The sequence below is a fragment of the Intrasporangium mesophilum genome (assembly GCF_054783095.1).
Genome location: NZ_BAAGRF010000010.1, coordinates 233,105 through 259,165, shown reverse-complemented (window position 1 = coordinate 259,165; position 26,061 = coordinate 233,105). Strand labels below are relative to the sequence as shown.

Below are 26,061 nucleotides of genomic sequence, written 5' to 3'. Positions count from 1 at the left end.
GGCTCAGGCCGTGACGTGCCTCGAGCGAAGCAGCTCGTCGCGCTTGAAGGCGTAGGCCACGGCCCAGGTCATCCGCAGGCGGTACATCCGGATGTCGTCGGCCCACGACCACGGGCTGCTGCCGTAGTGAGCCGTCCAGTGGGCCTCGACCTCGTCGCGCTCGGGGCCGGGCGGCATCAGCTCGGCGTACCCATGCGTGAACAGGGCGAGCTCCTCCCCGTCGATGTGGGCCACGGACACCGCCGGGCTCCGCGCGAGGTGCTTGGCCTTGGCGGCGCCGCCGGCGGTGCTGAAGGTCCACGTGCCGTGGAGGAAGTGGCCGTCGAGGGCGCTGATCCGCGGTTCGCCCGCCTGCGTGACGGTCGCGACGGCGAGCACCTTCATCCCCGTCAGCAATGCCACGAGCTGCTCGGCGGACAGTGTGCGCTCATCGGTGATGATCGAGCGCAGGTGCCCCGTCGCCGTGGCGAGCGAGGCGTCGAGCAGTCCCTGCAGGGCGTCGATCTCGTCAGATGTCTCCAGCATCCTCTGACGGTAGACCCGCGCGCCGACACCGACACCGGCACCGGCACCGGGTTGCCGGTCAGGACAGCGGCGCCCCCGTCTCGAGCAGGGTCTTGAGGCCGGAGAGGACCCGCATCCAGCCGGGACCGGCGACACTGCGTGCCGTGCCGGCGGCGCCGTCCAGGTGGTCGTGGGTCACGGTGAGCAGGCAGACGCCGTCCTCGCCGGGCGTGATCTCCCAGGTGACGCGGCTCTCCGGCTCGGCGGCGAGCTCGGGGGCGTACAGCGACCGCCAGCCGTGCACGAGCCGCCGGGGCGGGTCGAACTCGATGGTCCGGCTGTCGCCCCAGTTCGTGCCGTCCGGCCCGAGCGAGGTGTAGGCGTCGGGGGTGACGGTGATGCGGGCGCCGTAGAAATACCGCTCGCTCCACTCGGGCGAGGTGATCGCCTCCCAGATCGCCTCCGGGGTGGCCTTGATGAAGATGTGGAACACCTGCGCGGGAACGGCGGTCTCGGCGGCCGGTGCCTGGACGGTTGAGACGGGTGACAGTGATGACTCAGTCATGGTCGTGCTCCTCGAGAGCAGACTTGAGGTCGGCGAGTGCCGACACGTGAGGTTCGGCGTACTTGCTGATCCACCGGTCGTGGATCAGGCGAATGGGCACAGGGTTGAGGAAGTGGTGCTTCTCGCGCCCGGCCCGGACCGCCGTCACCAGGCCCGCCTCCTCGAGGACCTTCAGGTGCTTCATGACCCCGAAGCGGGTCATGTCCAGCTCGGACTCGAGGTCGCCGAGCGTGCGGCCGTCACGCTCGAAGAGCCGGTCGAGAAGGAACCTGCGGGTCGGGTCGGCGAGGGCCTTGAAGACGGCATCGTCGTCTGACACCCCTCGACAATAGGTGACCATTTAGTCACATGTCAATGCGGTCACCACGACGCGACATCACTCGGCCCGAAGAAGAGGGCGAAGTCGCTCCACCACCACCAGTCGTGACCAGACGTGTACCCGGCGGCCGGTGCCACGACGTGGGGCGGCGGCAGCAGGACGCTCGAGGGGACCGACGGACGACTCGGCAGCCCGGTCAGGATCGGATCCGGCGCCTGCGGGTCTGCGGGCGGCGGCTGCCCCGGCGGGAGGAACCCCGTGCGCGGATCGCGCTGGGGCTCCACACCGTGCTCGGCCAGGTGCTTGACGACCTCCAGCCGGGTGCGCATGAGCGCCGCGATGTCGGACCCGTCGACGACCTTGCCCGGCCCCGACGGCAGCCAGGCCGTCAGCACCTCGGTGAGCAGACTGCCCTCGGCCGTGGCCGCGATCGTCGTCTCCACGTCGCTCTCGAGCGGCGACGTGAGGTCGCGTTCGACGATCCGGGTCGGCTCCGACGCCTCGACGACCCGTGAGACCGACACCGCCTGGCGGCCGTCATCGCGTCGGTGGAGCGCGAGGACGTGCTCGACGCCCGACTCGTCCGCGAGCTCGACGCCCACGAGGCGCTCCACGGTCGGCTTGAGCAGCTGCTCGGACGTCGGCGCGGTGAGCAGCGTCCACAGCCGGGCCGGCGGGGCCGCGATGTCGATCGACGCCCGCACCGACACCGGTGCGACTCCCGGCTGGCCCAGCACGGGCCCGAACCCGGCAAGCGACTCGCGTTCGACTCGCCCCGGCGCGTCCTCATCCCCTCCGGTATGCCGCTGGCCACCTTCGAGGTCAGCCTTGAGCCCCAGAAGGGCCCGCTCCATCCACGCGGTGGCGAACGCCGCTGCGGGATCACTCGCAGAGACCCCGTCGAGGTGCTGCGACACCACGCAGCCCTGGTCCATCGGCTCGAGCGTCGTCACGAGGTCCAGCGACGCGATGCCGCCCGCGGCCCTCGCCACGACCCGTCTGCCCGTCTCGAGGGCCACGACGGTCGACAGCCCGGCCCAGAGGCGGCCGTTGGGCCGGCGCCACACCGAGGCGAACTCGGGCAGCGACACAGTGTCGTGCCGTGGCAGCGCGAGGACGCGCACGCAGCCGACGCCGAGCTCGCCGCCCTCGCGCGGTGAGACGAGATGGGCCCACACCACATCCGGCGGGCGCTCCACGAACACCCGGTGGCCCACCTCCCGGACCGGCACCGCCGCCGGGTCCGGCCGCCGATGAGCCGAGCCCCCGAGGAGGCCTCGCAGGATGCTCATCGGAGCGGTCTCAGGAGACGAAGACGCGCTCGTCGATGAGGCGCTCGTTGACCTCGCGGCCGTCGGTGTGGAACCTGCCGTGCTCGAAGTCCTTGGCGAACTCGAGCTCGACGTGCGCCTTGCCGTGGCGGTTCTTCTCGAGGCTGAGGACAGACCAGGCGCGGAACCGCTGGATGTTGCCGAGGTTGTAGACGAGGTGCTCACGCGAGACGACGTCGACCTTGTCGTTGACGATCATGACGACGTCTGCCTCGAAGGCCAGCGCGGAGGAGCCACGCAGATCGTGGGTGCGCATGCGGTGGCCGGACACCAGGGCGTCCTTCTCCGCCGCCGAGATGGCGACGACCGGCACCCGCGCGGCGAGCGCGAGGTCCTTGAGCCCCTCCGCCGCCGCGGTGATCCGCTCGTCCTCGTCGGGTCGGTCGACGGGGAGCTTCTGGATGTAGTCGAGCAGGACGAGCGGGGCCTTGCCGGTCTGCTCGGTGACCCTGGTGATCGTGGCCTCGACCTCCTCGATCGTCGTCGTAGCGCCGGAGGACTCGTGGATCTGCAGGCGGTCGCCGTAGCCGACCAGGGCGGCATACGCGCGCGATCCGCCGACGAGGCCGCCGAGGACCGACTCGAGGGAGGCGCCTCCCGAGCCCTGCTCCAGCGCTCGGCGCACATCGAGCACACCGGCGACCTCGCCAGGGTCGGCCTCGGCCGCCTCCATCGAGATGAGGCGCTCGAGCAGCGTGTGACTCTCGTGCTCGTAGGAGAAGACGAGCGCGGTGCCGCCTGCGGCTACCGCATTCCGCGCGAACTGCAGCCCGATCGTCGTCTTGCCGTGGCCGGCCGGGCCGCCGAGCAGCACGAGCTCACCGGACCGGAAGCCTCCGGTGAGGGCGTCGTCGAGGGCCGGAAAGCCCGAGGGCCAGACCGTCGCGCCTGCGGGAGCACCCCGCCTCAGCACGTCGTCGGTCTCGCTGAGCAGCGCGTCGAGAGACTGCAGCGGCCCGGTGTCGCGGTGTCCTGCGGGTGTCACCATGGGCAGATTGGATCACGCCACGATGGCATTCGTGACGTTTTTGTCGACATCCGGACCGGTCGTCAGCGGACGGTCAACGAGAAGGTCGACTTATGGGTCAGGGAGCCGCTCCGGCCGGTGACGGCGATCGTGTACGTGCCCCTCGGGGTGGAGAAGCCCGGCCTGACCCGCAGCGTCGAGGTCCCGGGCGTCGCGGCTGGATTCGGGGTGAACGATGCGGTCGCCCCGGCCGGAAGGCCCGACAGCGACAGCGAGACGGAACCCGAGAACCCTCCGAGAGAGCTCGTTGCCACGGCGAGGGTCGCCGTCGACCCGCGTGTCACGGAGACCGCGGCCGGCGTCACCGCGAGCCCGAAGTCGGCCGGCGCCCGGACCACGACCGTGAAGGACGCCTGGTGGATGAGCGACCCGGAAACACCGGTCACGGTCACGGCATACGACCCCGAAGGCGCACTGGCGACCGTGTGCACGGTCACGTTCGCCGAGCCAGCAGCAGCGACCGACGCGGGCGTGACGGTCGGCGTGCCGACGGCGGCCGGCAGGCCACTCGGCGTGAGTGAGACCGTGCCGGTGAAGCCGCTGAGCGAGGTGACGGTGGTCGTCGCCGTGGCGCTGCCGCCGGGGGCGACCGTGACCGACGCCGGCGTGACGCCGACCGCAAAGTCCGGCGGCACCGGCACGAGAAGTGTGGCCGATGCGGTCCGGGTGAGCCCGCCGCCCGAGGCCGTGACCGTCAGCGGGTACGTGCCCGGCGCGATCGTCGAGGAGAGGTCGATCGTCAGGTGCGACGAGCCCGAGCCGCCCGGCACGACGGCTGGGGCGAGGGTCACGCTCGCCTGCCCCGCCGTGAGGCCGCTCAGCGACAGCGACACGTCAGCAGCGAAACCGTTGGCGGGCGTGAGAGAGACGTCGAATGCCGCGGAGCCACCAGGCGCCGCAGTCGCGGACGAGGGGCTCACCGTCAGGCCGAGGTCGGGCTGGGTCGAGAGCCACGAGTATGCCGCCGCGACGTCGAGCCGGCCGTATCCGAACGCCGTGTCGAGCCCGGTGCTGCCGAGGTCGCGTGCGGTGGCGGTGAGGGCGGCGGCCTGCCGGTCCGCCGAGGTCCCGGGCAGGGCGCCGAGCATGAGGGCGAGGGCACCCGAGACGTGCGGCGCCGCGAGCGACGTCCCCGTCTGGGCGATGTAGCCGCCGTAGAGGTCGCTCGTCGTGATGTCGACTCCAGGCGCGGTGAGTGCGGGAGCCGTGGCGCCCGAGCACGAGGAAGGCCCCCTGCTGCTGTAGGGGTAGATGAGATCGGTGTTGTCCGTCGCTCCGACCGCGAAGGCTTCGGGGTTGTTGGCAGGGGCGAGCACTGTGCCAGGGGTCGGGCCCGAGTTGCCGGCCGCGAAGACGGGCAGGATGCCGGCTGCGCGGAGGCTGCGCAGGTCGTTCTGGAAGTCGGTCGTGCACGTCGCCGTCGTCATGGTCCACGAGCTGTTGACGACGTTCGGCGCGTCGGGAGTGGACGGGTTACCGTCGGGATCGAGCACCCACTGGAAGGCGAGATGGATCCCGGTCGTCGTCGCCTGGCCCCGGTCGTTGAAGATCTTGGCAGCGATCCACCTGGCTCCGGGCGCCATCCCGATGCCCGTGCCGCTCGCATCGCCCCCGACGATGACGCCCATGACCTGGGTGCCGTGGCCGCTGATGTCGACAGGGCCGCTCGGGTGCTGCCCGTTGGGGTCGTACCAGCTGCCCGTGCCACCTCGCCACCGCGAGGCCAGGTCCGGGTGCGACACGTCGACCCCGGTGTCGAGGGTCGCCACGACAGCTCCCTGCCCGGTCAGCCCCCGCGCCCACAGGCTCGGTGCTCCGACGACCGACAGGTTCGTCGCCGGCGCCGTCGTCGCCAGGGACAGGGGTGCTGGTGCCTGGAGGGTGGTGACCGGGCGGACCTCGAGAACCTCAGGACGGGCGGCGAGCTCACGCACCACGTCTGGTGTCGCGCGCACGGCGATCTCGTTGGCGATCCACAGCGGGGTCACCGAGGCGACCGTCCCTGCGCGCTGGCGGGCGGCGAGCAGCTGGACCAGCCCGCGCTGGGTCTTCGTCGCATGGGACCGCAGGGCTCTCTCGACCTGGGCGAGTCGTGCCCCGCGCCCGACGCGACTGAGGTCGGGGATCGCGGCCTGCGAGCGGAGCACCACGGTGACGTCGGTCATGACTCCCGAGCCCGGAGACGCAGCGGGGGGTGGAACCACGGGGGGAGGTGGTGCCGGCTGCGCTCCGGGCTGGGGCCGGGCCACGGCGCTGTCGGGCACCACGGTCCATGCCGCGGCGAGGCCAGCTGACAGCGCAGCCACGAGCACGAGCGCCCGGCTGCATCTGCGTGCTCGCTGCTGGATCGTCATCGGGATCTCCTGGCGGTGTCAGCGGACGATGACGTGCTCCACCTGGGCGTCACCGAGCAGCACGGTCACCCGATGACCGCGATCGACCCAGTTGCCCGGGTTGTTGAACACGTAGTAGTAGGTCGCGCCCTGACGGAACGGTCCGCTGTGGGCGTGGTCCATCAGGAGCGACCGGACGACGAGTCCGGACGCCTCGTCGATGAGTGCAGGCGGCGTGTCTGCGTCGTGCAGGGCCTGCGCACGGGTCGGGTCGACGACCTGGAACCTCAGGTCGACCAGTCCCCCTGCGCCGGTCATCGCCACCCGGGTGATCCGCACGCCGGACCGCTCGGCGAGCCCGTCCTCGGTCACTGGAGGGCGCGACCATCCCGCAGGGGCAGCAACGGCGGCGGGGGCGCCGGAGACCGCATCGGTGCCGTCTCGGGCCGAGGAGCCGAGCCGCAGCGCGACGCCACCGACGCCGAGGACGACGAGGGCGATGACGCCCAGCCGCCACCGCAGGCGACCGGTCCGGGGGACGTGGGCCGGTGCGCCCGCGGGCGTCTCTTCGGGTGCGAGCCGCGTGGTCATGGCTCGTCAGGGCCCGAGGAACGTGAGCATCCCGCCGCCCGCGAGTGGCGTGGGGCTCGTCGAGAGCTGCGGCCCGTTGGTGACGTGCAGCTGCCGGTTGTAGAGGGCGAACCCCCGGCTCGACGGCGCGGTGCCCGCCGGAGGCATCGTGACGATCGCGTCCTCGGTGGCGCCCGCCGGGATCGTCTCAGCGGTCGCGCTGACCGGGGTCCCGAGCAGGGCGGCATCGCGAGCCACGACCGACTCGTGCACGCCGAGGAGCTGCATCGTCGTGTTGTCGAAGCCGGCGTTGACGTAGCGCAGCAGGACGCGGGCCCCCGGCGACGCGACGATCCGAGCGGTGTCCGGGTACGACCTTCCGTTGATGAGCCAGTACGTCGCACGGTAGGCGTGCACGTCAGCCGACAGCGGCGCGGCGTTGAAGGCGGGGTCGACCGCGCTCAGCAGGAGCGGGGCCTCGACGTCGTATGCCGTCGACGGCCCGTAGGCCTGTCCAGCCGTGGCGGGCCGGACGATGAGGACGCCGTAGAGACCCATCGCCTCCTGGCGACCGGCGTCGCCGGCGCTCTGGTAGACGAACGTCCCGGGCTTGGACGCCGTGAAGGTTCGCGTCACCGAGCCTCCGGGCGGCGCATCCGTCGGGCCTGCGACGAAGTCGATCCCAGGCACCTCGAAGCGCACCGGTGTGCTGAGCCCGTTGGAGACGTTGATCGACACCGTGTCACCGACCGTGGCGCTGAGGACAGGCCCCGGCAGACTGGCTCCGGCGGCCGCACAGTCAGCCGGTGACGCGACCGAGGCAAACCCCCAGATCGGCACGGTCGTGGCCGGCGCGGTCGTGGGCAGCGGTGCCAGCGTGCCCGGTTTCGCGCACAGGTTGAGCGTCACCAGGGCCGCGTCCGCCTGCTGCGGGACCACGGCGAGCCCGGCCGCGACAAGGACGGCCACGAGCGCTGCTCGTGCGCTTCGGGATGAGGTACGCATGTCAGGTCCTTTCACCAGCAGGCGTCTCATGGCGCGTCGTAGACGATCTTCACGAGGTCGCCCCAGCTCGAGACGGGTAGAGCGGGCGTGCTGACCGACCCGGTGTAGCGGGTCAGGTTGACGAGCACCCGGACCTGCCCGGCGTTCGACCCGGTGCCGATGTAGGCCGAGGCCGGCCCGGGTAGCGTCCACGTGGAGCTGACGTCCGACGAGCCGATCGCAGCCGGGTTCGCCGGTGGTGCCGGCAGCGTGACCCACCCGGTCCCGGTCGGAGTGGCGCACCCGTTCGCGCCACCGAGCGTCCAGTTGCAGATCCGCACGGTCTGGACAGGCTGGTTGGCGAGGGGGACCGTGGGGCACGGGTTGGCGAGCGTCGCCAGCTCACAGGCCCGCCCCTCGTACGTCACCTTGACGTTGGCCGCACCGGCAGGCACGCCGGCGAAGCCGGCATACCAGCTCGTCGTGAGGGCGGTCACGGTCGCACCCATGGCGTGGGCGGCGGGCGACGTGCCCAGCGTCCCGCGGGCCACGGTCCACGTCGTCGTGCCCGCACCCCCGGTCACGAGCAGGTCCTCGTTGTCGACCCGCACGTAGAAGTTGTTGGTCGTCGGGAACCCTGCGGCGGAGGCGACCGTGAACAGGGTCGTCTGGCTGGATGTCGTGGCCGTCGGACGGGTGGTCGTCCTCGGGTTCACCTGGTAGTAGGCGTTGTCCGAGGCGGCGAGAGAGGCCGGCGTGCCGGACTTGAGCGTGCCTCCGACGAGGCCGGTGACCGCCGGTGCCACGAAGCAGCCGCCGGGCGGGTCCACCCGAAGCAGGGTGCCCATCCCACCGAAGCCCTGGTCGAAGTTCGTGAACTCGTTGAGGGCGTGGCTGTGCCATGGGAAGTACCACTCGCCACAGATGTTCTGCGAGACCGTGCCCGCCGGGAGCGTCCCCTTGTAGCCGAGGTACGGGGTCCCGGCATACCAGGTGTTCCCGTCCTTGAAGGTGAGGTTGCGGTAGTTGGGCTGGGCCTCGGGGATCGGGTTGGTGGTCGGGTTCCAGGCGTCGACGTCGACCCACTGGAGCAGGAAGTCCTCGGTCTCCCCCGACCCGATCGTCTCGGCGAAGTGCTCGGTCGGAGCCAGCGTGCGGCCGTCCTGGGCGATCTGGGTCGTGTGGTTGCCGTGCGGGTGGAACGGGTGGTTCGTCGCCCCCACGTTGATCATGCGGATGAGCGCGGGCAGCGCCGACGGCGACGTCGGCTGGATCCGCACGAGGGCGCCGTACGGTTGGGTGGGCAGCAGCGAGGAGTCGTTGTCCTGGATGGTGTCGGGGAACTCGCGGCCGTTGATGGCGAAGTACCTGTTGTGCAGCGCGTTGAGGTCGTACGTCGTGCCGGTCTCGACAGCGTGGTGCAGGTCGGGGTCGATCTCGCTGAGCAGGAGCAGGTACTCGCGCTGCGGGTCGAATGCCGTCGTGGAACCGTAGGCGTAGCCCGCCCCGATCGCGGGCCGGACCACCAGCGCCCCGGCCAGCCCCATCTCGACCTGCTTGGCCACCTGGGTGCCGCTCTCGTAGTGGTACGTCCCCGGCTGCCCGGCCGTGAACTGGTAGGTGACGGTGGCGCCGGGCGCGGCCTCGGTGGTCATCGCCCCGGCCGTGCCTCCGGATGCCGAGACAGCCCCGTCCTGGCCGGGGAAGACGATCGAGGTGGCCTCCGGCAGGTCGTTGCGCAGCGTCACGCGCACCTGCTCCCCCTGCGTCACGCACAGCACCGGCCCGGGGCTCTGGAACGGCTCCGGGTTCGGCGGGTCGAGGCTCGCGTAGCTCCACATGAAGACGCTGTTGCCGTCGGGGGTCTGGATGTAGCCCGTGTTGGCCACCAGGTTGAACGTGTGGAGCCCGCCACCGACGACGCCCGGCGTGCACACCATGCCGGTCTTCGGGGTGTTCGGTGGGAGCGCCTGCGCATCGGGCAGCGAGACCACCCCGGCGCAGGCTAGGGCAACGACGGCCAGGATGCTGGAGCGACGGAGCAGCTTCATCGTGGTCTCCCTCCACGCCAGGCCGGCCGGCGGGGCGCGGCGTCAGGACGCATCGGCGCGTGTGTCTCACACATAGGTCTGGCTCACCACCGTCTGGGGCGGCAGGGACGCGTAGACACGGACCTCGGTCATCATCCCGCTGAGGGCGGGAGTGCCCAGGCTCGAGAGGCGACGCCAGTCGCGGTTCTTGAAGTAGTAGACGTTGTACGGGCCGACCGAGTCCGCGCCGCCCGGGCGCTCGACGGCATACGGCGGGGCGTCGATGAGCACGTCCCGCGCCTCCCCCGGCCCCATGACGAGCGTGTTGGTCCAGTACGAGATGTCGGTGGCGCCGTCGCGCAGCAACGAGGCGTCCTGGCCGATCACGTGCATGGGTATGCCGGGCAGCTGCATCGAGTGCTGTTGGTAGCCGAGGTTGGCCAGGCGCAGCAGCGCGCGGTCCCCGGCCTTGAGCTGGACCAGCGCGGAGTTCGGCTGGCTGTAGTCGGTCGAGCCGTAGTTGGGGTTGGTCGTGGGGATCCGCAGGTTCGCCGGCAGCGACGAGGAGTCGTTGGGCAGCACCGTCTGCGGGTAGCACCGGCCGTTGAGGGTGAACCACTGCGGGTCGTAGTCGGTCGCGATGGACTCCTGGATGTCGCGGTCACCGTCGTGGAAGTTGCGCCACAGCTCGTTGAGCAGGATCGCGAAGTGCCGGTGATAGCCGGTCGACCCGTCCCCGTCGTTGTAGGCGAACTTGGTGAAGCCGCCGACCGACGAGCCGTCCTGGAGCGGGCGGACGTAGACGATGCCGGTCATGCCCATCTGCACGTGCTCGACGTCCTCGAAGTGGCAGTGGTACATGTACGTGCCCGCGCGGTGCGGCCGGTAGAAGTAGGTCAGCTGCTTGCCGATCGGGACCGCGACCGACACCTCCGGCACGCCGTCGTTGAGCGGTGACGGGATGTCGAAGCCGTGCCAGTGAACGGTGTGCGAGTCCGTGAGGTCCGGGCGCTGGACCAGCCCGAGGTTGGTCAGCCGGATCCGGACGTTGTCGCCCTCGCGCACGTCGAGCGTCGGCGCGGTGTGCTTGGCATGTCCCTTCCACGTCGCGGAGAGATCGCTGATCGTCGCGTTGGGGTCGACCGGGACGAACCCGAAGATGTAGAGCGGGTTGGTCTCACGACCGGGCACCGTGATGTAGCCGTCGGTGGCCACCAGGCCGAACGTCGTGTCGGCCGCCGACGCCGAGGTCGACGACGCGCCACCGCTGACGAGCACGGTTCCCATGGCGCCGAGTCCGGCGATCTTGATGAAGTCGCGTCTCTTCAGTCCGAATTCGTGATCTGTCATCGTGCCCTCCGGGCCGACGGTGTGGGGTGGGGTGGGCGCCCCGCATGTCGTCGGGGCGCCCACGTGGGGGTCATCGCGCGAGGCGAGCCGTGGTGACGGGGATCGGAATGCCCGGGAGCTCGTCGGCGCCGAGGTCCCATGGGGTCGTGAGGCGGAGGCTCCGCAGCTGCGGTCGGACCTGACTGTCATAGTCGACGGTCGGCGCGGCGACGCTGCCTGCCGGGCAGGGCAACAGGTTCGCCGGGACCGGCGTGGTCGAGCACCGCACACCCCGGTCGACCGCCGGCGATGCGGTCGTGAGGTGGTAGTCGCCGGTGAGCCCGACCGGCGGGTCGGCCCCGGTGATCGTGACGGCCGCGGTCTGCGGGTCGAGCCGCGCACCGGTCACCGTCAGCTCGAGCGTGAACGGCGTGACGAAGCCAGGGTTGACGCCGATCTGGTTGCCACGGTTGTTCGGCGTCGTGCCCGTGCCCGGGAGGGGCCGCTGCACGCCGTCGGGCCCGAGGATCTGGCCGTTGGTGAGGTTGGAGTACCGCGGTGCGAAGGTGTCAGCGGCCCTGGTCGTGCCGTGGATCTCGAAGTCGATGAAGCCTTGGTCCACGAGCGCCGCCCCGGGTCCGTTGCGGTCGAGCGTGAACGCGTTGTTGTCCCAGAAGATGTTGTTGAACAGTGCGGTCGGCTGCGAGAAGTCGGGCCGCGTCGCCGGGTTCGGGTACTGGGCAGCGTATGCCGTCGAGCTCTGCCACAGCGGGTCGTTGCCCTCCGAGGCCAGCCCGGCCGAGTGCGGTTCGCCGATGTTGGAGTTCTCCGACGATGCCGTCGACACGTTGTTGGCCACCGTGTTGTTGACGAGGGCGACGCGCGACGAGTCGTCGAGCATGACCGCGCCACCGATGTCCGCCGAGCCGTTGTCGACGATCTGGTTGTTGCGGATGTTGATCGGGTCGTCCAGGGCGTCGAGGACGAAGATGCCGCCACCGTCGTCACCGGAGTAGTTGCTCTGGATGAGGTTCCGGTCGACGTTGACGGCGCCGGTCCCGTCGCCGAGCGAACCGCCGCCCACGGGCAGCTCCGACTCGATGGCCAGGCCCGCGCCCGAGTCGACCGAGTCGTTGTAGTAGATCTGGTTGTCGTGGATCATGCCGTTCGGGCTGAGGCCGATGTGTGACACTCCCGCGCCGTAGTTCACGCTGAAGTTCGAGCACACGATGTTGTTCCGCACGTCATAGCCGTTGGACCCGTAGAAGATCCCGACGCCGCCGGCCTGGGTGAGGCCGCCGTTGCCGATGAAGCGGTCGTTGGCCACGGCCACGCTGTAGTTGTGGCTGGCGTGGTCGTACGGCTGCCCCAGCGAGAGACCGCCGGCGAGGACTCCGCCGTTGTTCTCGAGGGCGTCGTTGGTGACCTGCGTGTTGTTCGCGTGGGCCTGCATCGTGATGCCGCCGGCACCCTGGCCGGAACCCGTCGTGATGGCGAGACCGTCGAGCCGGGCCTGGTTGAACGACGCCTGGTTCACGCCCGCCTTGTTCGGCGAGAGGTCGTAGGCGGCCGTCGTCTTGGCCACGAGGGTCAGGGCTGCGCCTCGGAGCACCGGGTGGGCTGCGTCGACCCCGGCGAAGCCGCCGTAGGTGGCGATCGTCGAGTCGAACGTGGGGACGTTCTGCTGGAAGTAGCGGCCGTCGATCACCGTGCCCTTGACGAGGCTCCGCGGGTCCTCAGGGTCGCGACCGAGCAGCTCGTGCGCGCCGACGATGCCACCGGGGCCACGGCCCTGGATCTTCAGCGGCTTCCACACGAGGACGTTCTCGTTGTAGACCCCGCGGTCGAGCACGAGGAGGCTGCCGGGGACAGCGGTGTCGATGGCGTGCTGGAGTGCAGTGGGGCTCGAGCCGGCCCCTGGCGGCGGCGGGGGAACCTGGACCAGAGGCGGGGTGTACGTCACGGTGCTCGTGCCGACGGTGTTGCTGCCGAGCACGTGGATCGTGATGCCGTTGACGCTGCGCACCGCGCCGTTGGCCGTGGACGTGACGAGAGTCAGCTGCTTGGGTCCTGGCCGGAAGGTCGACGACAGGGCCGGAACCTGGATCTGGATCTGGTCCGGTGTCGTGGCGTTGCCGGGGGTCCAGCTGACGACACCCCCGCCGGTCGCCCGCGTGAGCGTGACCGAGTCCCCCGTGCGGTCGTCGGTGAGGATGACGCGGCCACCCGCGGCGCTCGCGGGTCCGGCCGTGCCGATGAAGTCACCGGTGATGGTGATCCGCCGCGTGGTCCCGGTGTCGGTCGAGAGGACATAGGGCCGCGTCACCTCGAGCAGCTCGGGCCGGGCGGGAGCCGCCGGGTCCTCGCAGCCCGTGCCGGAGATCGGGTCGAGCGGCAGGTCCAGCTGCGTGGTCAGGCCCGGCCAGGCTTCGGTCGGCGTCGTGGCCACGAGCAGGTTGGGGTTGTAGCTCGCGTTGGGCGCGCTCGTGGAGCCCGGGTCGTCGACCTTCACGAGGTACATGCCAGGGCACGGCCCTTGCGGGATCGGGCAGTTGAAGGTCTCGGTGGAGGGCACGAGGGCCTCGAAGGACCCGTCCGGGCTCGTGGTCACGGTGGTGAGCAGCCGCCAGTTGTCCGGCGTGTAGGGCTGGTTCACGTTGCCACCCGGTCCGGCGGTGTCGACGCGCGCGTAGATGCCGACGGGGATCCCGCCGATGGGCCGCGGCTCGCCGTACCACGGCGACTGCGGGTTGCGCTCGAAGTAGATGTCGTTGAAGACCTGGCCGACGAGGTGCCCGGGAACGGCGACGTCACCGACTCGGGTGTCGCTGTCGTCTGCGCCGTTGGGGTCCGTGCGGAAGTTCGTCATGAGGTTGAAGTCCGCGTTCGCGTTCTGGCCGTTCTGGAGGACGACGAGACGCTTGTCGCAGAGCGGTGCGTGTGCGCCGGCGACGCCGTAGTAGACGCTGCGGTCCACGAGGGACGCCTGGTCGATGACGTGGTCGTCTCCTGCGCACTCCGGCGGCGGCAGCGCCGTCGTGAACTGGTTGCCCAGGTCGACGTTGACGTCCTCCTCGCGCACGGGACGGTAGAGGCAGCCCGCCCCGCCACCGGGGATCGCGCCGTGCGGGTCCGAGACTCGCTGGGGCTCGGGACTCGCCGGGTTGCAGGGGCGCGCGGTGTCGGTCGAGTCCTTGGGCATGATGACGTGGGTGATGTAGGTGCCTGCCTTGAGCGGCACCGGGTCGACGCCACCGTCGCAGGCGTGCGTCGTCAGGTTGTACCCGTCGGGGCAGTAGTCGGCGAAGGCGTAGCCGCCGTCGAAGGCGCCGTCCTTCGTCTGGGCGCCGGTGATCGGCACCTCGAGGCAGTTGGGGCCGATGCTGGCGTTGAGGTCGGCGCTGATGTCGTCGCCGTTCGCGTCGCGCACTGCACAGCCGGGTCCGTACACCGCCGGGTTGCTGGGCGGCGTCCCCGCCGGCTGCGACCAGTGGTCCGTCACGTACTCGTTGAGGACGGTGTCGTCGTCCGTGTTCGGCAGGCCGTCGGGTCCGAGTCCTTCGAGCAGGACCGTGACGTCCGGGATCGCCGGCTCGTAGTCCTCGTGTGCCTGGAACCGCGCGTCGAACTCGTTGCGGGTCGTCGAGAAGTAGGTGATCCCGACGATCTGCCCAGGGGTGCCCGGCGGGTAGTCAGTCTTGCCCCAGTCGACCGTCGAGCGATGCCCCTCGGTCAGCAGCTGGTTCGTCAGCAGCGAGCCACCCAGGTCGTCCGGGATGTGAGTGACGACGCTCGGGTCGTACTCGTCGTGGAGCGACGCTCCCGACACACCGAACCGCGAGAACCCCTGCTCGTTGATGATCCATCGCCCGAGAGCGCCGCCCTCGGCGGTGGGGTACTCGTAGTAGCCACCCGGCCCGGTGACCGTGGACTCCTTGATCGACCCGTCGCGCCAGCGCTGGTCCATGTCGGTGTTGGAGATCCCCGGCTCGCCGGGGTCTCGGACGCCGTTGCCGTTGAGGTCCTTGTAGACGACACCGTCCAGCCAGCCGAACCACCGCGAGACGCCGATTCCCCTCTCTTCCGGGCGAATCGGGTCCTCGTCGCTGACGTCGACGGTGCCCCCGTTGACGACGGTGACCGGCTTGATGCGCATGATGTAGCTCAGCTGCTCGTCCCAGATCGACAGGTTGTAGCTCCCGTTGGGCACGTTCTGGATGTCGAAGTTGCCCGCTCCGTCGCCTCGCCCGATGTACACGGTCCGGTCGGTCGTCGAGTCGCTGAGCGCCACGAACGGGCTGTCGACCGCGTCCCCCAGAGTGAGCACGTCGAACGGAGGCCAGCCCTGCCAGTTGCGCGCCGTCCCGACGATCTCGCCGGCGCCCGTCGTGACGAAGTCCTGTGGGGCACAGACGAACCCGAACCAGTATGCCGTCCGGACCGTCGGCGGCTCCCAGAGCTGTTCGCCGGGCGCACCCGTGCCGTCGCTGCCCTCCTCGACCGGGGCAAGCAGCTGCAGGCCACCGTCGATGGTCGTGGTCTGGTACCACCGGCTGTCGGGGTTGCTGTTGCAGGCGCCTTCCGGCGGGTGCACGTCGATGTTGTACGTGGCCGGCCCGAGGTCGTCGATCTGGCTGAACCCGTCGGCGTTCGTCAGGCACTGGCCACCGCACAGCGGGTTGTTGTTGTAGTCGACCGTCACGGCGCTGTGGGTCTGCTCCTCCAGACCGACCTGGAATCCCTGCAGGCCCCCTTCCTCGGTGTCCGGCGCGCCGTTGGCCCACGCGTTGTCCTCGAACACGAAGACACGGATCTTGCCGAGTGGCAGGGGGTTTGCGGCGCTCTGAACAGTGAGGTCGACCCGCTTGGTCAGGTTGCCGGCCGCGTCCGCGTCGGTCGGGAGGTTCACATAGGCGCCCCACATCTTGTGGTCGAGCGCTCGGACCGACACGAGGTAGCGCCCGGGTGGCAGGTCAACCGTCTTGCGTCCCTCGTTGCCCTCGCGGACGACAGGGCTGTTGCTCTCGGTGCTGAGCGCGTCGGGATCGCTGGGCAGCTTGGTGTTGTCGACGTTGACGATGTAGTTGAAGTGAGTGAGCGGGTCGCCAGACGGCAGGTCGCGCGCATCGATCGTCAGGTGGCACGTGCCGGCGGGACACGCGCCGGCGGCAGCGGCCACCGGAGCGAGACCTGCGCTGGGTGGCGCGACCACGGTGACGGCAGAGCCGGCCAGCGCGAGCGCGCCGACCGCGGCCAAGGAAGCGAGCTTTCTGGTGCGCATCCCGACACCACCCTTTTCACACTCGGTCGATCGGTCCTGGGTTGGGTCGCCCGGCCCGCAGAGCAGGCGGGGTCCAGCGACCATGGTTCTGCGGCAGATCGGCCCGGCTTGCCCGGATGACCTCGGGGTCATGGACTTGTCATGGACTCGTCATGGTCGGTCCGACTCGCTCCGTGACGGGAACATGACGGGCGCCTGACGGCGCCGTCATACGCCTGCGAGCGGTTCACCGGGCCGACTACCGTCGAGTGCCGGCAAGCCCGGACGCCGGGCCGTGAGGGGGCGATTCGCTTTGTCACCAGGTGAATTCGTGCGGGACCGGAGTGTAGCTCGATGGCGTTCATCTGCCGTGGCCCTCGCAGCCGTGCTCCTCTTCTGGTTCGGTGCCGGCTCCGCATCGGCCCACTCGGTGCTGCTCCGCTCGGACCCGCCCAGTGGGGCGGTGCTGGCATCCTCGCCCCCGGTGGTCACGCTCGAGTTCGACGAGGAGATCACCACGCGGCTGTCGACCGCGCGACTGGTCGACGCGTCCGGCCGTGAGGTGTCCGGGGTTGCGGTGCAGGAGGCGTCGAACGCTGACGACCTGCGGGTCAGCGTTCCCCCGACCGGCCGCGGGACGTTCAGCCTGCTGTGGCGGGTCATGTCGGCCGACGACGGGCACGTGACAGACGGGGTCGTCGTGTTCACCGTCGGGACGCCGTCCGGGACGGTGGCCACGCAGGCGTCGACGGGCGGTGGCAGCATCGCTGAGTCCGTCGTGCCGAGGTGGCTCCTGCTTGCGGGGCTGGCGATGGCGCTCGGCGCCGCCGTGATGGGGCCGGTCCTTCGTGGTCGCGGAAGGGCGGTCGGCCAGGCGACCGGGCCTGACGGCATACCTCGTCGGGCGACAGCGAGACTGAGCGCGCTGATCCTGCTGGGCGCCGGGGTCGCCCTCGGCGCTTCGTGCGCGGACCTCCTGCTGCGCGCCCGTGCGGTCGCCGGACCGGAAGGCGTGCCAGACGCGATGCGGACGCTCACTGCGGACACGACGTGGGGCCGGCTCTGGCTGTGCCGGGCGCTCACCCTCGGCGCCGTGATCGTCATCGTCGCAACCCGTCGAGGTCGTCGCAGTGCCGAGCGGCCTTCTCACTCCTGGCTGGTGACCAGCCTGGTGGCCGTCGCGGTTGCGACCGAGGCCACCAGCGGTCACGCGGCGGCACTGCCCTCGGGTGTCCCCGAGGCTCAGGTGGTTGCTGTGGTCCACGCACTCACGGCGCTCACCTGGGTGGGTGGCGTGGTCGCCCTGCTCGTGCTCCTGCTGCCCGGCGGAGGTGCGGCCGCCGCGATCAGCCAAGGTCGCTGGCGGATTGCGACACTGTTCGTCGGCAGCACCACCCTGCTGGCTGCCTCGGGGCTCGTGTCTGCCGGCCTCGAGGTCCCTGTCTCGGACGGCCTCGCTGGCACCGGCTACGGCCGCGCCCTCGTCGTCAAGCTCCTCGTGGCCGTGCCCCTCCTTGCGATTGCCGCAGCGAACGCCAACCGCCTGCACGGTTTCGGCTGGGGCACCGACCGGGCCGGCTCCCCCGGACCGCGGCGGGCGGGACTGCTCGCCGAGGTGTGCCTCGGAGGTGCCGTGCTGGTCGTCGCCGCGGTGCTCCTCGACCAGGTGCCGGCCCGCAGCGTCGCCCCGCCCCCCGCGCCCGCCCAGGAGCAGTTCGCCTCCCGAACGCTCGACGACCTGGTGCTGTCGGTCTCGAGCACGCCGGGCTGGATCGGGTCCAACGGTGTGACCGTACGCGTGGCGAGCACGCGCCGCCCGGCCCCGGCCCCCATCGAGAGCGTGTCGCTCGACGTACGGCGGGCCGGGTCGACCGAGCACGTACCGATGAGCCCGACCGAGCCGGGGTCGTGGTATGCCGTCGTCGACCTCGACGGGTCACCCGGACTCCAGCTCTCTCCGGTGGTGACGCGAGAGGGCCACCGGCTGACGGCGACGTTCCCATGGGCGGTCACCGTGGCTCGGCCGACGCCCCCGTCGGGGATCTCGCTGGCATCGTGGGCCGACGGCTTGGCCGTCCTCGTCCTCGTCGGAGGCACGTGCGGAATGGTGCTGCTGCGCCGGGCGGGGAGGCGGCCGACCCCGAGCCGGACGGCGGGTCCGACCATCGACGTGACCATCGACGGCGCCGACGCCGAGCCGTCACGTCTGGCGTGAACCGGTGGTCTGTGGCTCGGGGACGGCGTGAGCGCTCACATGGCTCCACCAGTGCATCCGCTCGGGCACGGTGTACGCGGGCGAGTCGGCCCGGTCGTCAGTGAGGTGCTCGTAGGGGCCTGGACCTGGCTCGATCGGCACGACCAATCGCACATCAGCACCACCCGTGGGCGACGTGCCGAACTCGACCCGTCCCCCGCGGCGCGTCGCGATCGCGCGCACGAGTGAGAGGCCGAGTCCGGTCTGGGACAGCTCGTCACGGACAGGCTCCCCAGGTGGAGAGCCCGCGTCCGGTGCATCGTCACCTCGGTCCGTGACGCTGGCCCACACGTCGGCCGCGAAGCCGGGGCCCGAGTCGGCGACGCCGACTGCGATCAGGTCGGGCCCGACGCGGCGGGAGTAGAGCTCGATCACGTCGCCCTCCGACGTGTAGCGCACGGCATTCTCGATGAGCGTGTCGAGCGCCGCCCTGAGCCGCTCGGCCGAGCCCCAGATCATTCCGCCGTATGAGTCCACCCGCCAGTCCCGTTCGGCCACCATGGCCCAGCGCTCCTTGCTCTGCTGGAGGACCGCCCTGACGTTCACCTCGCTGTTCTCGAGGTCTGCTGTGACCCGCATGCTCCGCACGAGCCGCTCGCAGACCCTGGTCAGCCGGGTGAGCTCCTCGTCGATGACGGCCAGGTCCGATGCGATGGCCGGGTCGAGCGGGCGCGCGGTCGTTGCCTCGAGATAGCCGCGAGCGATGGTCAAGGGAGAGCGCATCTCGTGGGCGGTGCGCGCCGTGAGCAGCTCCCGGGCGCGAGCGTCTGCGCGTTCCCGCCGGGCGAGCACGGTCGCGGCAGCCAGCGCGCTCTGGCGGCGCCGGACATGCCAGACCATGAGCATGACGAGCAGGAGCATGAGCGGAATCTCGGCCGTCTCCTGCCAGTCGAGGACTCCCGAGCTGGCCCGCGCGACGAGGATGGATCCGCTGACGAGCGTGTAGAGCCCGAGCGTGAGCCAGGTCGCCCGCCGGCTCCAGGTCTCGAGCCCGAAGCACAGCGCGAACGTCGCCCATGCGATGTGGTACGGCACGGTCTCGCTACCGGGAAGCAGCCACATGGCGAGGGAGCAGACCGCCGCGACAGCGAGCGAGATGACGAGCATTCGGTGGCGCATGGCGCTCAGTCCTCTGAGAGGCAGTAGCCGATGCCGCGCACGGTCTCGATGCAGATCCCGGGGCCGAGCTTGCTGCGTAGCCGCGCGACGCAGGCCTCGACGATGTTGGTGCCGGGCTCGAAGTCCAGCTGCCACACGTCGTGGAGCAGCTCCTCGCGAGGACAGACCTCACCTACCCGGCGCATGAGATGGGCGAGCAGCGCGATCTCGCGCTCGGTGAGCAGGACGGCCCGGTCGCGCAACGACGCCCGCCGCCGCCCGAGATCGAGCCGGATGCCTGCCGCGGAGAGGATGTGCTCATCCCCTGTCGGGCGGGCCTGGCCGATGTTGCGGCGAACTCGCGCGAGCAGCTCGGTCATGCTGAAGGGTTTCGCGACGACGTCGACGGCGCCCTGGTCGAGTGCCTGGACCCTGGAGCCCACGTCGGTGACCCCCGACAGCACGATGACAGGAGTGTGGTCCTGCCGTTCGTTGAGCGCATGCAGCACGGCGAGACCGTTCGGCCCGGGCATCACGAGGTCGAGCAGGATCAGGTCGATGTGATCCACGCCCAGCCGGTCGATCGCGGAGCCCGCCGTCGCCGCAGCGAGGACGGTGTGGCCCTCGGTGGAGAGCGACCTGGCGAGCAGTCCCCGAATGCGTTCCTCGTCGTCGACAACCATCACAGTGGCCATCACTGACCCCCCTCGTGCAGTGGAAGCGCATCAAGTCCAGCACCAGATGCGGCTTTCCGCTGGGGGATTGCCGAAAAACGCTCAGAGCGCGAGGCCGACGTACTTCGTCTCGAGGTACTCGTCGATCCCTTCGAAGCCGCCCTCGCGCCCGACGCCAGAGGCCTTCACCCCGCCGAACGGCGCCGCCGGGTTGGACACGATGCCCTGGTTGACGCCGACCATGCCGTACTCCAGCGCCTCGGACGTCGTGATCGCGCGGGACACGTCGCGGGTGAAAAGGTATGCGACCAGGCCGTATTCGGTGTCGTTGGCCAGCCGGATCGCCTCGGCGTCGGAGCTGAACGTCGTCACGGGGGCGACCGGGCCGAAGATCTCCTCACGCGCCAGGTCCGCGTCCTGGGGCACGTCGGCGAGGACGGTCGGCTCGTAGAACCAGCCCGCACCGCTCGGCGCTGAGCCGCCGACGAGCACCCGGGCGCCCTTGGCGACCGCGTCCTCGACGAGGGCGCTGACCTTGTCGCGAGCCTTCTCGTCGACCAGCGGGCCGACGTCGACACCCTGCTCGGTGCCGCGGCCGAGCGAGAGCGCACCCATGCGCTTGGCCAGCCGTTCGGAGAACTCGTCGGCCACGGACTCGTGGACATAGAAGCGGTTGGCGGCGGTGCACGCCTCCCCCATGTTGCGCATCTTCGCAAGCATGGCGCCGTCCACCGCCCTGTCGAGGTCGGCGTCCTCGAAGACGAGGAACGGCGCGTTGCCGCCGAGCTCCATCGACACGCGCAGGATGCCTTCGGAGGCCTGCTCCATGAGCTTGCGGCCGACCGGCGTCGAGCCCGTGAAGGTCAGCTTGCGGAGGCGCGGGTCGCGGATGAGCGGCTCCATGACCGCACCCGTCTGGTCGTGGCTGGTCATCACCACGTTGAGCACGCCGTCGGGCAGCCCACACTCGCGCAGCAGCTCGGCGAGCGCGAGCATCGTCAGCGGGGTCTGGCTCGCAGGCTTGACGACCATCGTGCAGCCGGCCGCGATGGCGGGGCCGATCTTGCGGGTGCCCATCGCGAGCGGGAAGTTCCAGGGCGTGATCATCAGCGTCGGACCGACGGGCTGCTTCATCGTGAGCAGGCGGGTGGCGCCGTTCGGGGCGGTGGACCAGCGGCCGTGGACCCGGACGGCCTCCTCGGAGAACCACCGGAAGAACTCGGCGCCGTAGGCCACCTCGCCCTTGCTCTCGGCGAGGGTCTTGCCCATCTCGAGTGTCATCAGCATGGCGAGCTCGTCGGCCCGCTCCGTGATCTTCTCGTATGCCGCTCGCAGCAGCTCCCCGCGGTCGCGCGGTGGCGTCCTGGCCCAGTCCGCCTGCGCCGCAACTGCGGCGTCGAGCGCGGCCCGGCCGTCCTCGACGGTGGCCGCCGCGACGTGCGTGAGGATCTCGCCGGTCGCGGGGTCGTCGACGGCGATCGTCTCGCCCGCGCTGCCGTCGCGCCACGACCCACCGATGAGCAGGCCCTTGGGCACCGAATCGATCACTGACTTCTCTGTCACGGCTGCCATGTCTTCGACCCTAACTCTCAGTGGTGACCCGGGCTGTGGCGGATGTGGTCCGCGACCCGAGGCGGTTGCGGCGGCCCCCCGGCGCGTCCCGCCTCGGGTCGCGAAGTCTCAACGGTCCTCGATGCCCCAGCTCGACCCATAGCCCTCGGGCTTGGGTGCGGCGAGCAGGTCGAGGAACGGCACGGCGTCGAAGGCCTCGGGCCCGAGCACGCCGCGGCCTTTCCAGGTGCCGCGGGCGAGCAGCTCGAGAGCGACGACCGGATTCACCGCGGTCTGCCAGACGACGCACTGGGCGCCGTAGGCCTCCATCGACCAGGCGTTGTCGACGACGTGGTAGAGGTACGTGCGCCGCGGCTTGCCATCGGTGCCGGTGCCGGTCACGAAGAGGCCGGCGCAGGTCTTGCCGGACATGCGCGGGCCGATCGTGGCGGGGTCGGGCAGCACGGCCGCCACGACGTCGCGCGGCGAGACGGTGACGCCCTTGACGGAGACCGGTTCGGTCCGGTCGAGCCCGAGGGTGTTGAGGACCTTGAGGATGGTGATGAACTCGTCTCCGAGGCCGTACTTGAAGGTCACCCGCCTGGCGTCGACCCAGCGTGGCATGAGGAGGACCTCCTCGTGCTCGACGTTGACGCACTCGACCGGGCCGATGCCCGCGGGGAAATCGAACACCTCGGGCTCGCTGAACGGCGCTGTGGTGAACCAGCCCCGCTCTTTCTCCCACACGACCGGTGGGTTGAGGCACTCCTCGATCGTCGTCCACATGGAGAAGCTCGGCGCGAAGACCTCGTTGCCGTCGTCGTCCCGGACCACGAGGTTGGCGCCGTCCCGCGTGCCCAGCTCGTCGATCTCGTCGAAGAGGTGGTCGGCGGCATACCTGGCGAACACGTCCGACAGGCCGGGCTCGACGCCCATGCCGACCAGCGCGAGGCGACCGTCTGCCACCCACTCGTCCGCCTGCGCGAACTGCTCGTCGCCGAGCATGACGCCGACCTTCTCGAACGGCTGCTCCGCGTGACGCTGAGACAGGCTCATCGCCATGTCGACGTAGTCGGCCCCGGCTGCCTTGGCAGCGTTGAAGATCGGCATGTTGAACTTCGGGTCCACGGCGTTGAAGACGTGCGTGGCGCCGTGTTCGCGCGCGAGCGCCGTGACGGCCTCGGCGGAGGAGGCGTCGACCTGCGCGGCGACGAAGCGGTCGCCTGAGCTGGTATGCCGGTGGGTGACCGCGGCGACCGTGCGCTCGGCACGCGCCAGGTCGTAGTCCGCGACGACCCACGCGTCGAAGAAGTCCCGCTCGGCGGCGATCCGGGCGGCGGCGTCGCCGACGCCGCCCGAGCCGATCATGAGAACACGCATAAGCTTTCAGACCACCTGACGGTTGCGCCGCTTGCCGATGACCTGGCCGGTGATGACGAACAGCAGTGCGAGCAGGAACATGATGGTGCCGATGACGTAGACCTGGACCGGCACGCCACGGGCGGTGGCGCCCCACACGAACATCGGGAAGGTGATCGAGCTCGGGCTCGCGTTGAAGTTCGTGATGATGTAGTCGTCGAAGCTGAGCGAGAAGGCGAGCAGCGCACCCGCCGCGATGCCCGGAGCCGCGAGCGGCAGCGTGACCCGCAGGAACGTCTGGGTCGGGTTCGCTCCAAGGTCGGCCGCGGCCTCCTCGAGCTTCGGGTCCAGCGTCGCGACACGGGCCTTGACCGCCACGACGACGAACGACACGCAGAACATGATGTGCGCGATGAGGATGGCGCCCTGGCCGGACGGCACGCCCATCGCGAGGAAGAGCGTCAGCAGGCTCGAGCCCATGACGACCTCGGGGGTGGCCATCGGCATGAAGATCAGCAGGTTCGTGGCCGAGCGCCCACGGAACCGGTAGCGCCCCAGAGCGAACGCGATCATCGTGCCCAGGATCGTCGCGACGATCGAGGCCGTGATGCCGATCTGCAGGCTGAGGCCGAGCGACTCGCAGATGCCTTGTGTGCCACAGGGGTTCGTCCACGCCGCTGTCGAGAACTCGTTGAACGTGTAGTTGTACTTGCCCTTGGGTTCGTTGAACGAGAACACCGCCACGACGATGTTCGGCACGAGCATGTAGATGAGCACCGCGAGCCCTGCGAAGGCGATGAGATGCCGTCGGATCCAGGCCATCAGAGCAGCTCCTCGGTTCCAGCGCGGCGGACATACAGACTCACCATCGTCACGATCGTGATCAGCATGATGAACGACAGCGCCGCGGCGAGCGGGTAGTCGAGGACGCGCAGGAACTGCGCGTCGATGACCGTCCCGAGCATCGTGGTCTGCGTGTTGCCCAGCAGCCGTGCATTGATGAAGTCGCCGGCCGCAGGGATGAAGGTCAGCAGCGTGCCCGCCACGACGCCGGGCAGCGACAGCGGCCAGGTGACCTTGCGGAACGTCTGGACCGGCGTCGCATACAGGTCGTTGGCGGCCTCGAGCAGGCGCGGGTCCAGCCGCTCCAGCGACGTGTAGAGCGGCAGGATCATGAACGGCAGGAAGTTGTAGGTCAGGCCCATGATCACGGCGAACTGCGAGAAGAGCAGCGAGTCGTTGTTCGTCAAGCCGACGGCCTGCAGCAAGTCCGTGAACTTGAGCTTGCGAGCCAACTCGGTGATGAACCCGTCGTCCGACAGGATCGTGCGCCACGCCAGCGTCCGGATCAGGAAGCTGGTGAAGAACGGTGCGATGACCAGGACGAGCACGACGTTCTTCCAGCGACCCGCCTTCTGTGCGATGAAGTAGGCCAGCGGGTAGCCGAGGAGCAGTGCGAGCAGCGTGGCGGTCCCGGCATACACCAGCGAGCGCAGCATCTGCGGCCAGTACTCCGAGAACGCGTGCGCGTAGATGCTCACGTTGCCGGTGAAGACGTACCCGTCGTCGACGTTGCCCTCCTGGAGGGACTGCGACCCGAGGGTGATCATCGGCAGGACGAAGAAGACGATGAGCCACAGCACGCCCGGCAGCAGCAGAGCGTACGGCACCCAGTTGCGCCGCTTGCGCGGCTCCTCGAGCTGCGTCGAGTCCTGCGGAGCGCTCGAGGTGGCGCTCGGCAGGACCGCCGACTCAGACACGTTCGTCCTCGAGCTCGGCGCCGGCCTCGGCGTCCTGCGACGCGTCCAGGGCGAACCCGTGCTGGGCGGCCCAGGACACCGTGACGTTCTCCCCGAGGTTGGCCCGCGCCGTGCCGTCGTTCTGCTGGACGACGGTCAGCTCCTGGCCCCACGGCATCTGGACGGAGTACTGCGTCGCCACCCCCGTGAAGGAGACATCGCGCACGACGCCGCGCAGGCGGTTGGGACCGCCGGCGTCGCCGAGGCGCAGCTTCTCCGGGCGCACGCCGAGCCAGACGTCGCTCGATCCCGTCGGCAGGTGCTCGCGGGACACCTCGAGCTCAGTGTCGTGGCTTCGGACCCGGACCACGCCGTCGGAGGCCGTGCTCCCGAGGAGCGAGGCTCGCAGCAGGTTGGACTGGCCGAGGAAGTTCGCGACGAAGGTCGATCGCGGCTGTTCGTAGAGCGTGGCAGGGTCGCCCAGCTGCTCCAGCCGGCCGGCGTTCATCACGGCGATGCGGTCGGCCATCGTCATGGCCTCCTCCTGGTCGTGCGTGACGTGGATGAACGTCAGCCCGACCTCCTGCTGGATCCGCTTGAGCTCGATCTGCATCTGCCTGCGCAGCTTGAGGTCGAGCGCGCCGAGCGGCTCGTCGAGCAGGAGCACGTCGGGACGGTTGACCAGCGCCCGCGCGAGCGCGACCCGCTGCTGCATGCCACCCGACAGCTGGGTCGGCCGCTTGTTGCCGACCTGGTCGAGCTGGACCAGCTCGAGAGCCTCCTGGGCCTTGCGCTTGGCGTCCTTGTCGCCCTTGCGCTTCAGCCCGAACATGACGTTCTCGATGACGGTCATGTGCGGGAACAACGCGTAGGACTGGAACACCGTGTTGACGTTGCGCTGGTACGCCTTGGTGTCCGTGATGTCCTGGTCGCCGATCCAGATCCGGCCGCCGGTCGGAGCCTCGAGCCCGGCGATCATCCGCAGGGTCGTCGTCTTGCCGCACCCGGAGGGCCCGAGCAGGGCGAAGAACGAGCCGGACTCGATGGTGAGGTCCAGCGGCTGGACGGCAGCGAAGTCACCGAACGACTTGCTCAGTGCGACGAGGTTCAGGTCGCCCTTGTCGGAGGCCATGG

Annotated in this window: 19 protein-coding genes; 1 reads left to right on the top strand and 18 read right to left on the bottom strand. The window is 70.1% G+C overall.

What is annotated here, in order from left to right; translation table 11 throughout:
* Window positions 1–3: 3 nt before the first annotated feature.
* The 11 genes from ACYVLP_RS10470 to ACYVLP_RS10420 form a co-directional block, all read right to left on the bottom strand.
* Window positions 4–525 (bottom strand): pyridoxamine 5'-phosphate oxidase family protein, encoded by a 522-nt coding sequence (locus ACYVLP_RS10470; RefSeq protein WP_460627272.1) that lies wholly within the window; start codon window positions 523–525, stop codon window positions 4–6.
* A gap of 58 nt (window positions 526–583) precedes the next feature.
* Window positions 584–1,069, bottom strand: coding sequence for an SRPBCC domain-containing protein (locus tag ACYVLP_RS10465; protein WP_460627271.1), 486 nt, complete (start codon window positions 1,067–1,069; stop codon window positions 584–586).
* Window positions 1,062–1,388, bottom strand: coding sequence for an ArsR/SmtB family transcription factor (locus ACYVLP_RS10460; RefSeq protein WP_452268458.1), 327 nt, complete (start codon window positions 1,386–1,388; stop codon window positions 1,062–1,064). Before ACYVLP_RS10460 ends, ACYVLP_RS10465 begins: the two co-directional genes overlap by 8 nt.
* A 41-nt stretch (window positions 1,389–1,429) precedes the next feature.
* Window positions 1,430–2,680 (bottom strand): SRPBCC family protein, encoded by a 1,251-nt coding sequence (locus ACYVLP_RS10455; RefSeq protein ID WP_460627270.1) that lies wholly within the window; start codon window positions 2,678–2,680, stop codon window positions 1,430–1,432.
* A 10-nt stretch (window positions 2,681–2,690) separates the two neighbouring features.
* The gene (locus ACYVLP_RS10450; RefSeq protein WP_460627269.1) at window positions 2,691–3,707 is read right to left on the bottom strand and encodes a DnaB-like helicase C-terminal domain-containing protein; all 1,017 of its coding nucleotides are present in this window, start codon (window positions 3,705–3,707) and stop codon (window positions 2,691–2,693) included.
* Window positions 3,708–3,769: 62 nt separating this feature from the next.
* Window positions 3,770–6,100, bottom strand: a complete 2,331-nt coding sequence (locus ACYVLP_RS10445) for a S8 family serine peptidase (RefSeq protein WP_460627268.1) — start codon at window positions 6,098–6,100, stop codon at window positions 3,770–3,772.
* Between the two features lie 18 nt (window positions 6,101–6,118).
* On the bottom strand, window positions 6,119–6,670 hold the full coding sequence (locus ACYVLP_RS10440; protein WP_460627267.1) for a hypothetical protein: 552 nt from the start codon (window positions 6,668–6,670) through the stop codon (window positions 6,119–6,121).
* A gap of 6 nt (window positions 6,671–6,676) precedes the next feature.
* A complete protein-coding gene (locus tag ACYVLP_RS10435; protein WP_460627266.1) occupies window positions 6,677–7,654 on the bottom strand; it encodes a multicopper oxidase domain-containing protein in 978 nt (325 codons plus the stop codon).
* A 26-nt stretch (window positions 7,655–7,680) separates the two neighbouring features.
* Complete coding sequence (locus ACYVLP_RS10430; protein WP_460627265.1) at window positions 7,681–9,684, bottom strand: multicopper oxidase domain-containing protein; 2,004 nt, start codon at window positions 9,682–9,684, stop codon at window positions 7,681–7,683.
* Between the two features lie 66 nt (window positions 9,685–9,750).
* A complete protein-coding gene (locus ACYVLP_RS10425) occupies window positions 9,751–11,013 on the bottom strand; it encodes a multicopper oxidase domain-containing protein (RefSeq protein WP_460627264.1) in 1,263 nt (420 codons plus the stop codon).
* Window positions 11,014–11,083: 70 nt separating this feature from the next.
* Window positions 11,084–16,273, bottom strand: a complete 5,190-nt coding sequence (locus ACYVLP_RS10420; RefSeq protein ID WP_460627263.1) for a hypothetical protein — start codon at window positions 16,271–16,273, stop codon at window positions 11,084–11,086.
* Between the two features lie 349 nt (window positions 16,274–16,622).
* Between ACYVLP_RS10420 and ACYVLP_RS10415 the strand changes: the two genes are divergently transcribed.
* The gene (locus tag ACYVLP_RS10415; protein ID WP_460627262.1) at window positions 16,623–18,467 is read left to right on the top strand and encodes a copper resistance CopC/CopD family protein; all 1,845 of its coding nucleotides are present in this window, start codon (window positions 16,623–16,625) and stop codon (window positions 18,465–18,467) included.
* On the opposite strand, the gene ACYVLP_RS10410 is transcribed toward ACYVLP_RS10415, so the two are convergent.
* The 7 genes from ACYVLP_RS10410 to ACYVLP_RS10380 form a co-directional block, all read right to left on the bottom strand.
* Window positions 18,453–19,625, bottom strand: a complete 1,173-nt coding sequence (locus tag ACYVLP_RS10410) for a sensor histidine kinase (RefSeq protein ID WP_460627261.1) — start codon at window positions 19,623–19,625, stop codon at window positions 18,453–18,455. The two genes, ACYVLP_RS10415 and ACYVLP_RS10410, sit on opposite strands and share 15 nt — an antisense overlap.
* Window positions 19,626–19,630: 5 nt before the next feature.
* The gene (locus ACYVLP_RS10405) at window positions 19,631–20,299 is read right to left on the bottom strand and encodes a response regulator transcription factor (RefSeq protein ID WP_460627260.1); all 669 of its coding nucleotides are present in this window, start codon (window positions 20,297–20,299) and stop codon (window positions 19,631–19,633) included.
* Window positions 20,300–20,380: 81 nt separating this feature from the next.
* Entirely contained in the window at window positions 20,381–21,850 is a 1,470-nt protein-coding gene (locus ACYVLP_RS10400; protein WP_460627259.1) for an NAD-dependent succinate-semialdehyde dehydrogenase, read from the bottom strand.
* 108 nt (window positions 21,851–21,958) lie between these two features.
* Window positions 21,959–23,209, bottom strand: coding sequence for a saccharopine dehydrogenase family protein (locus ACYVLP_RS10395; RefSeq protein ID WP_460627258.1), 1,251 nt, complete (start codon window positions 23,207–23,209; stop codon window positions 21,959–21,961).
* A gap of 6 nt (window positions 23,210–23,215) precedes the next feature.
* A complete protein-coding gene (locus tag ACYVLP_RS10390) occupies window positions 23,216–24,010 on the bottom strand; it encodes an ABC transporter permease (protein ID WP_460627257.1) in 795 nt (264 codons plus the stop codon).
* A complete protein-coding gene (locus tag ACYVLP_RS10385) occupies window positions 24,010–24,948 on the bottom strand; it encodes an ABC transporter permease (protein ID WP_460627256.1) in 939 nt (312 codons plus the stop codon). The genes ACYVLP_RS10390 and ACYVLP_RS10385 overlap by 1 nt, the downstream gene beginning before the upstream one ends.
* Entirely contained in the window at window positions 24,941–26,059 is a 1,119-nt protein-coding gene (locus tag ACYVLP_RS10380; RefSeq protein ID WP_460627255.1) for an ABC transporter ATP-binding protein, read from the bottom strand. The genes ACYVLP_RS10385 and ACYVLP_RS10380 overlap by 8 nt, the downstream gene beginning before the upstream one ends.
* Window positions 26,060–26,061 lie beyond the last annotated feature (2 nt).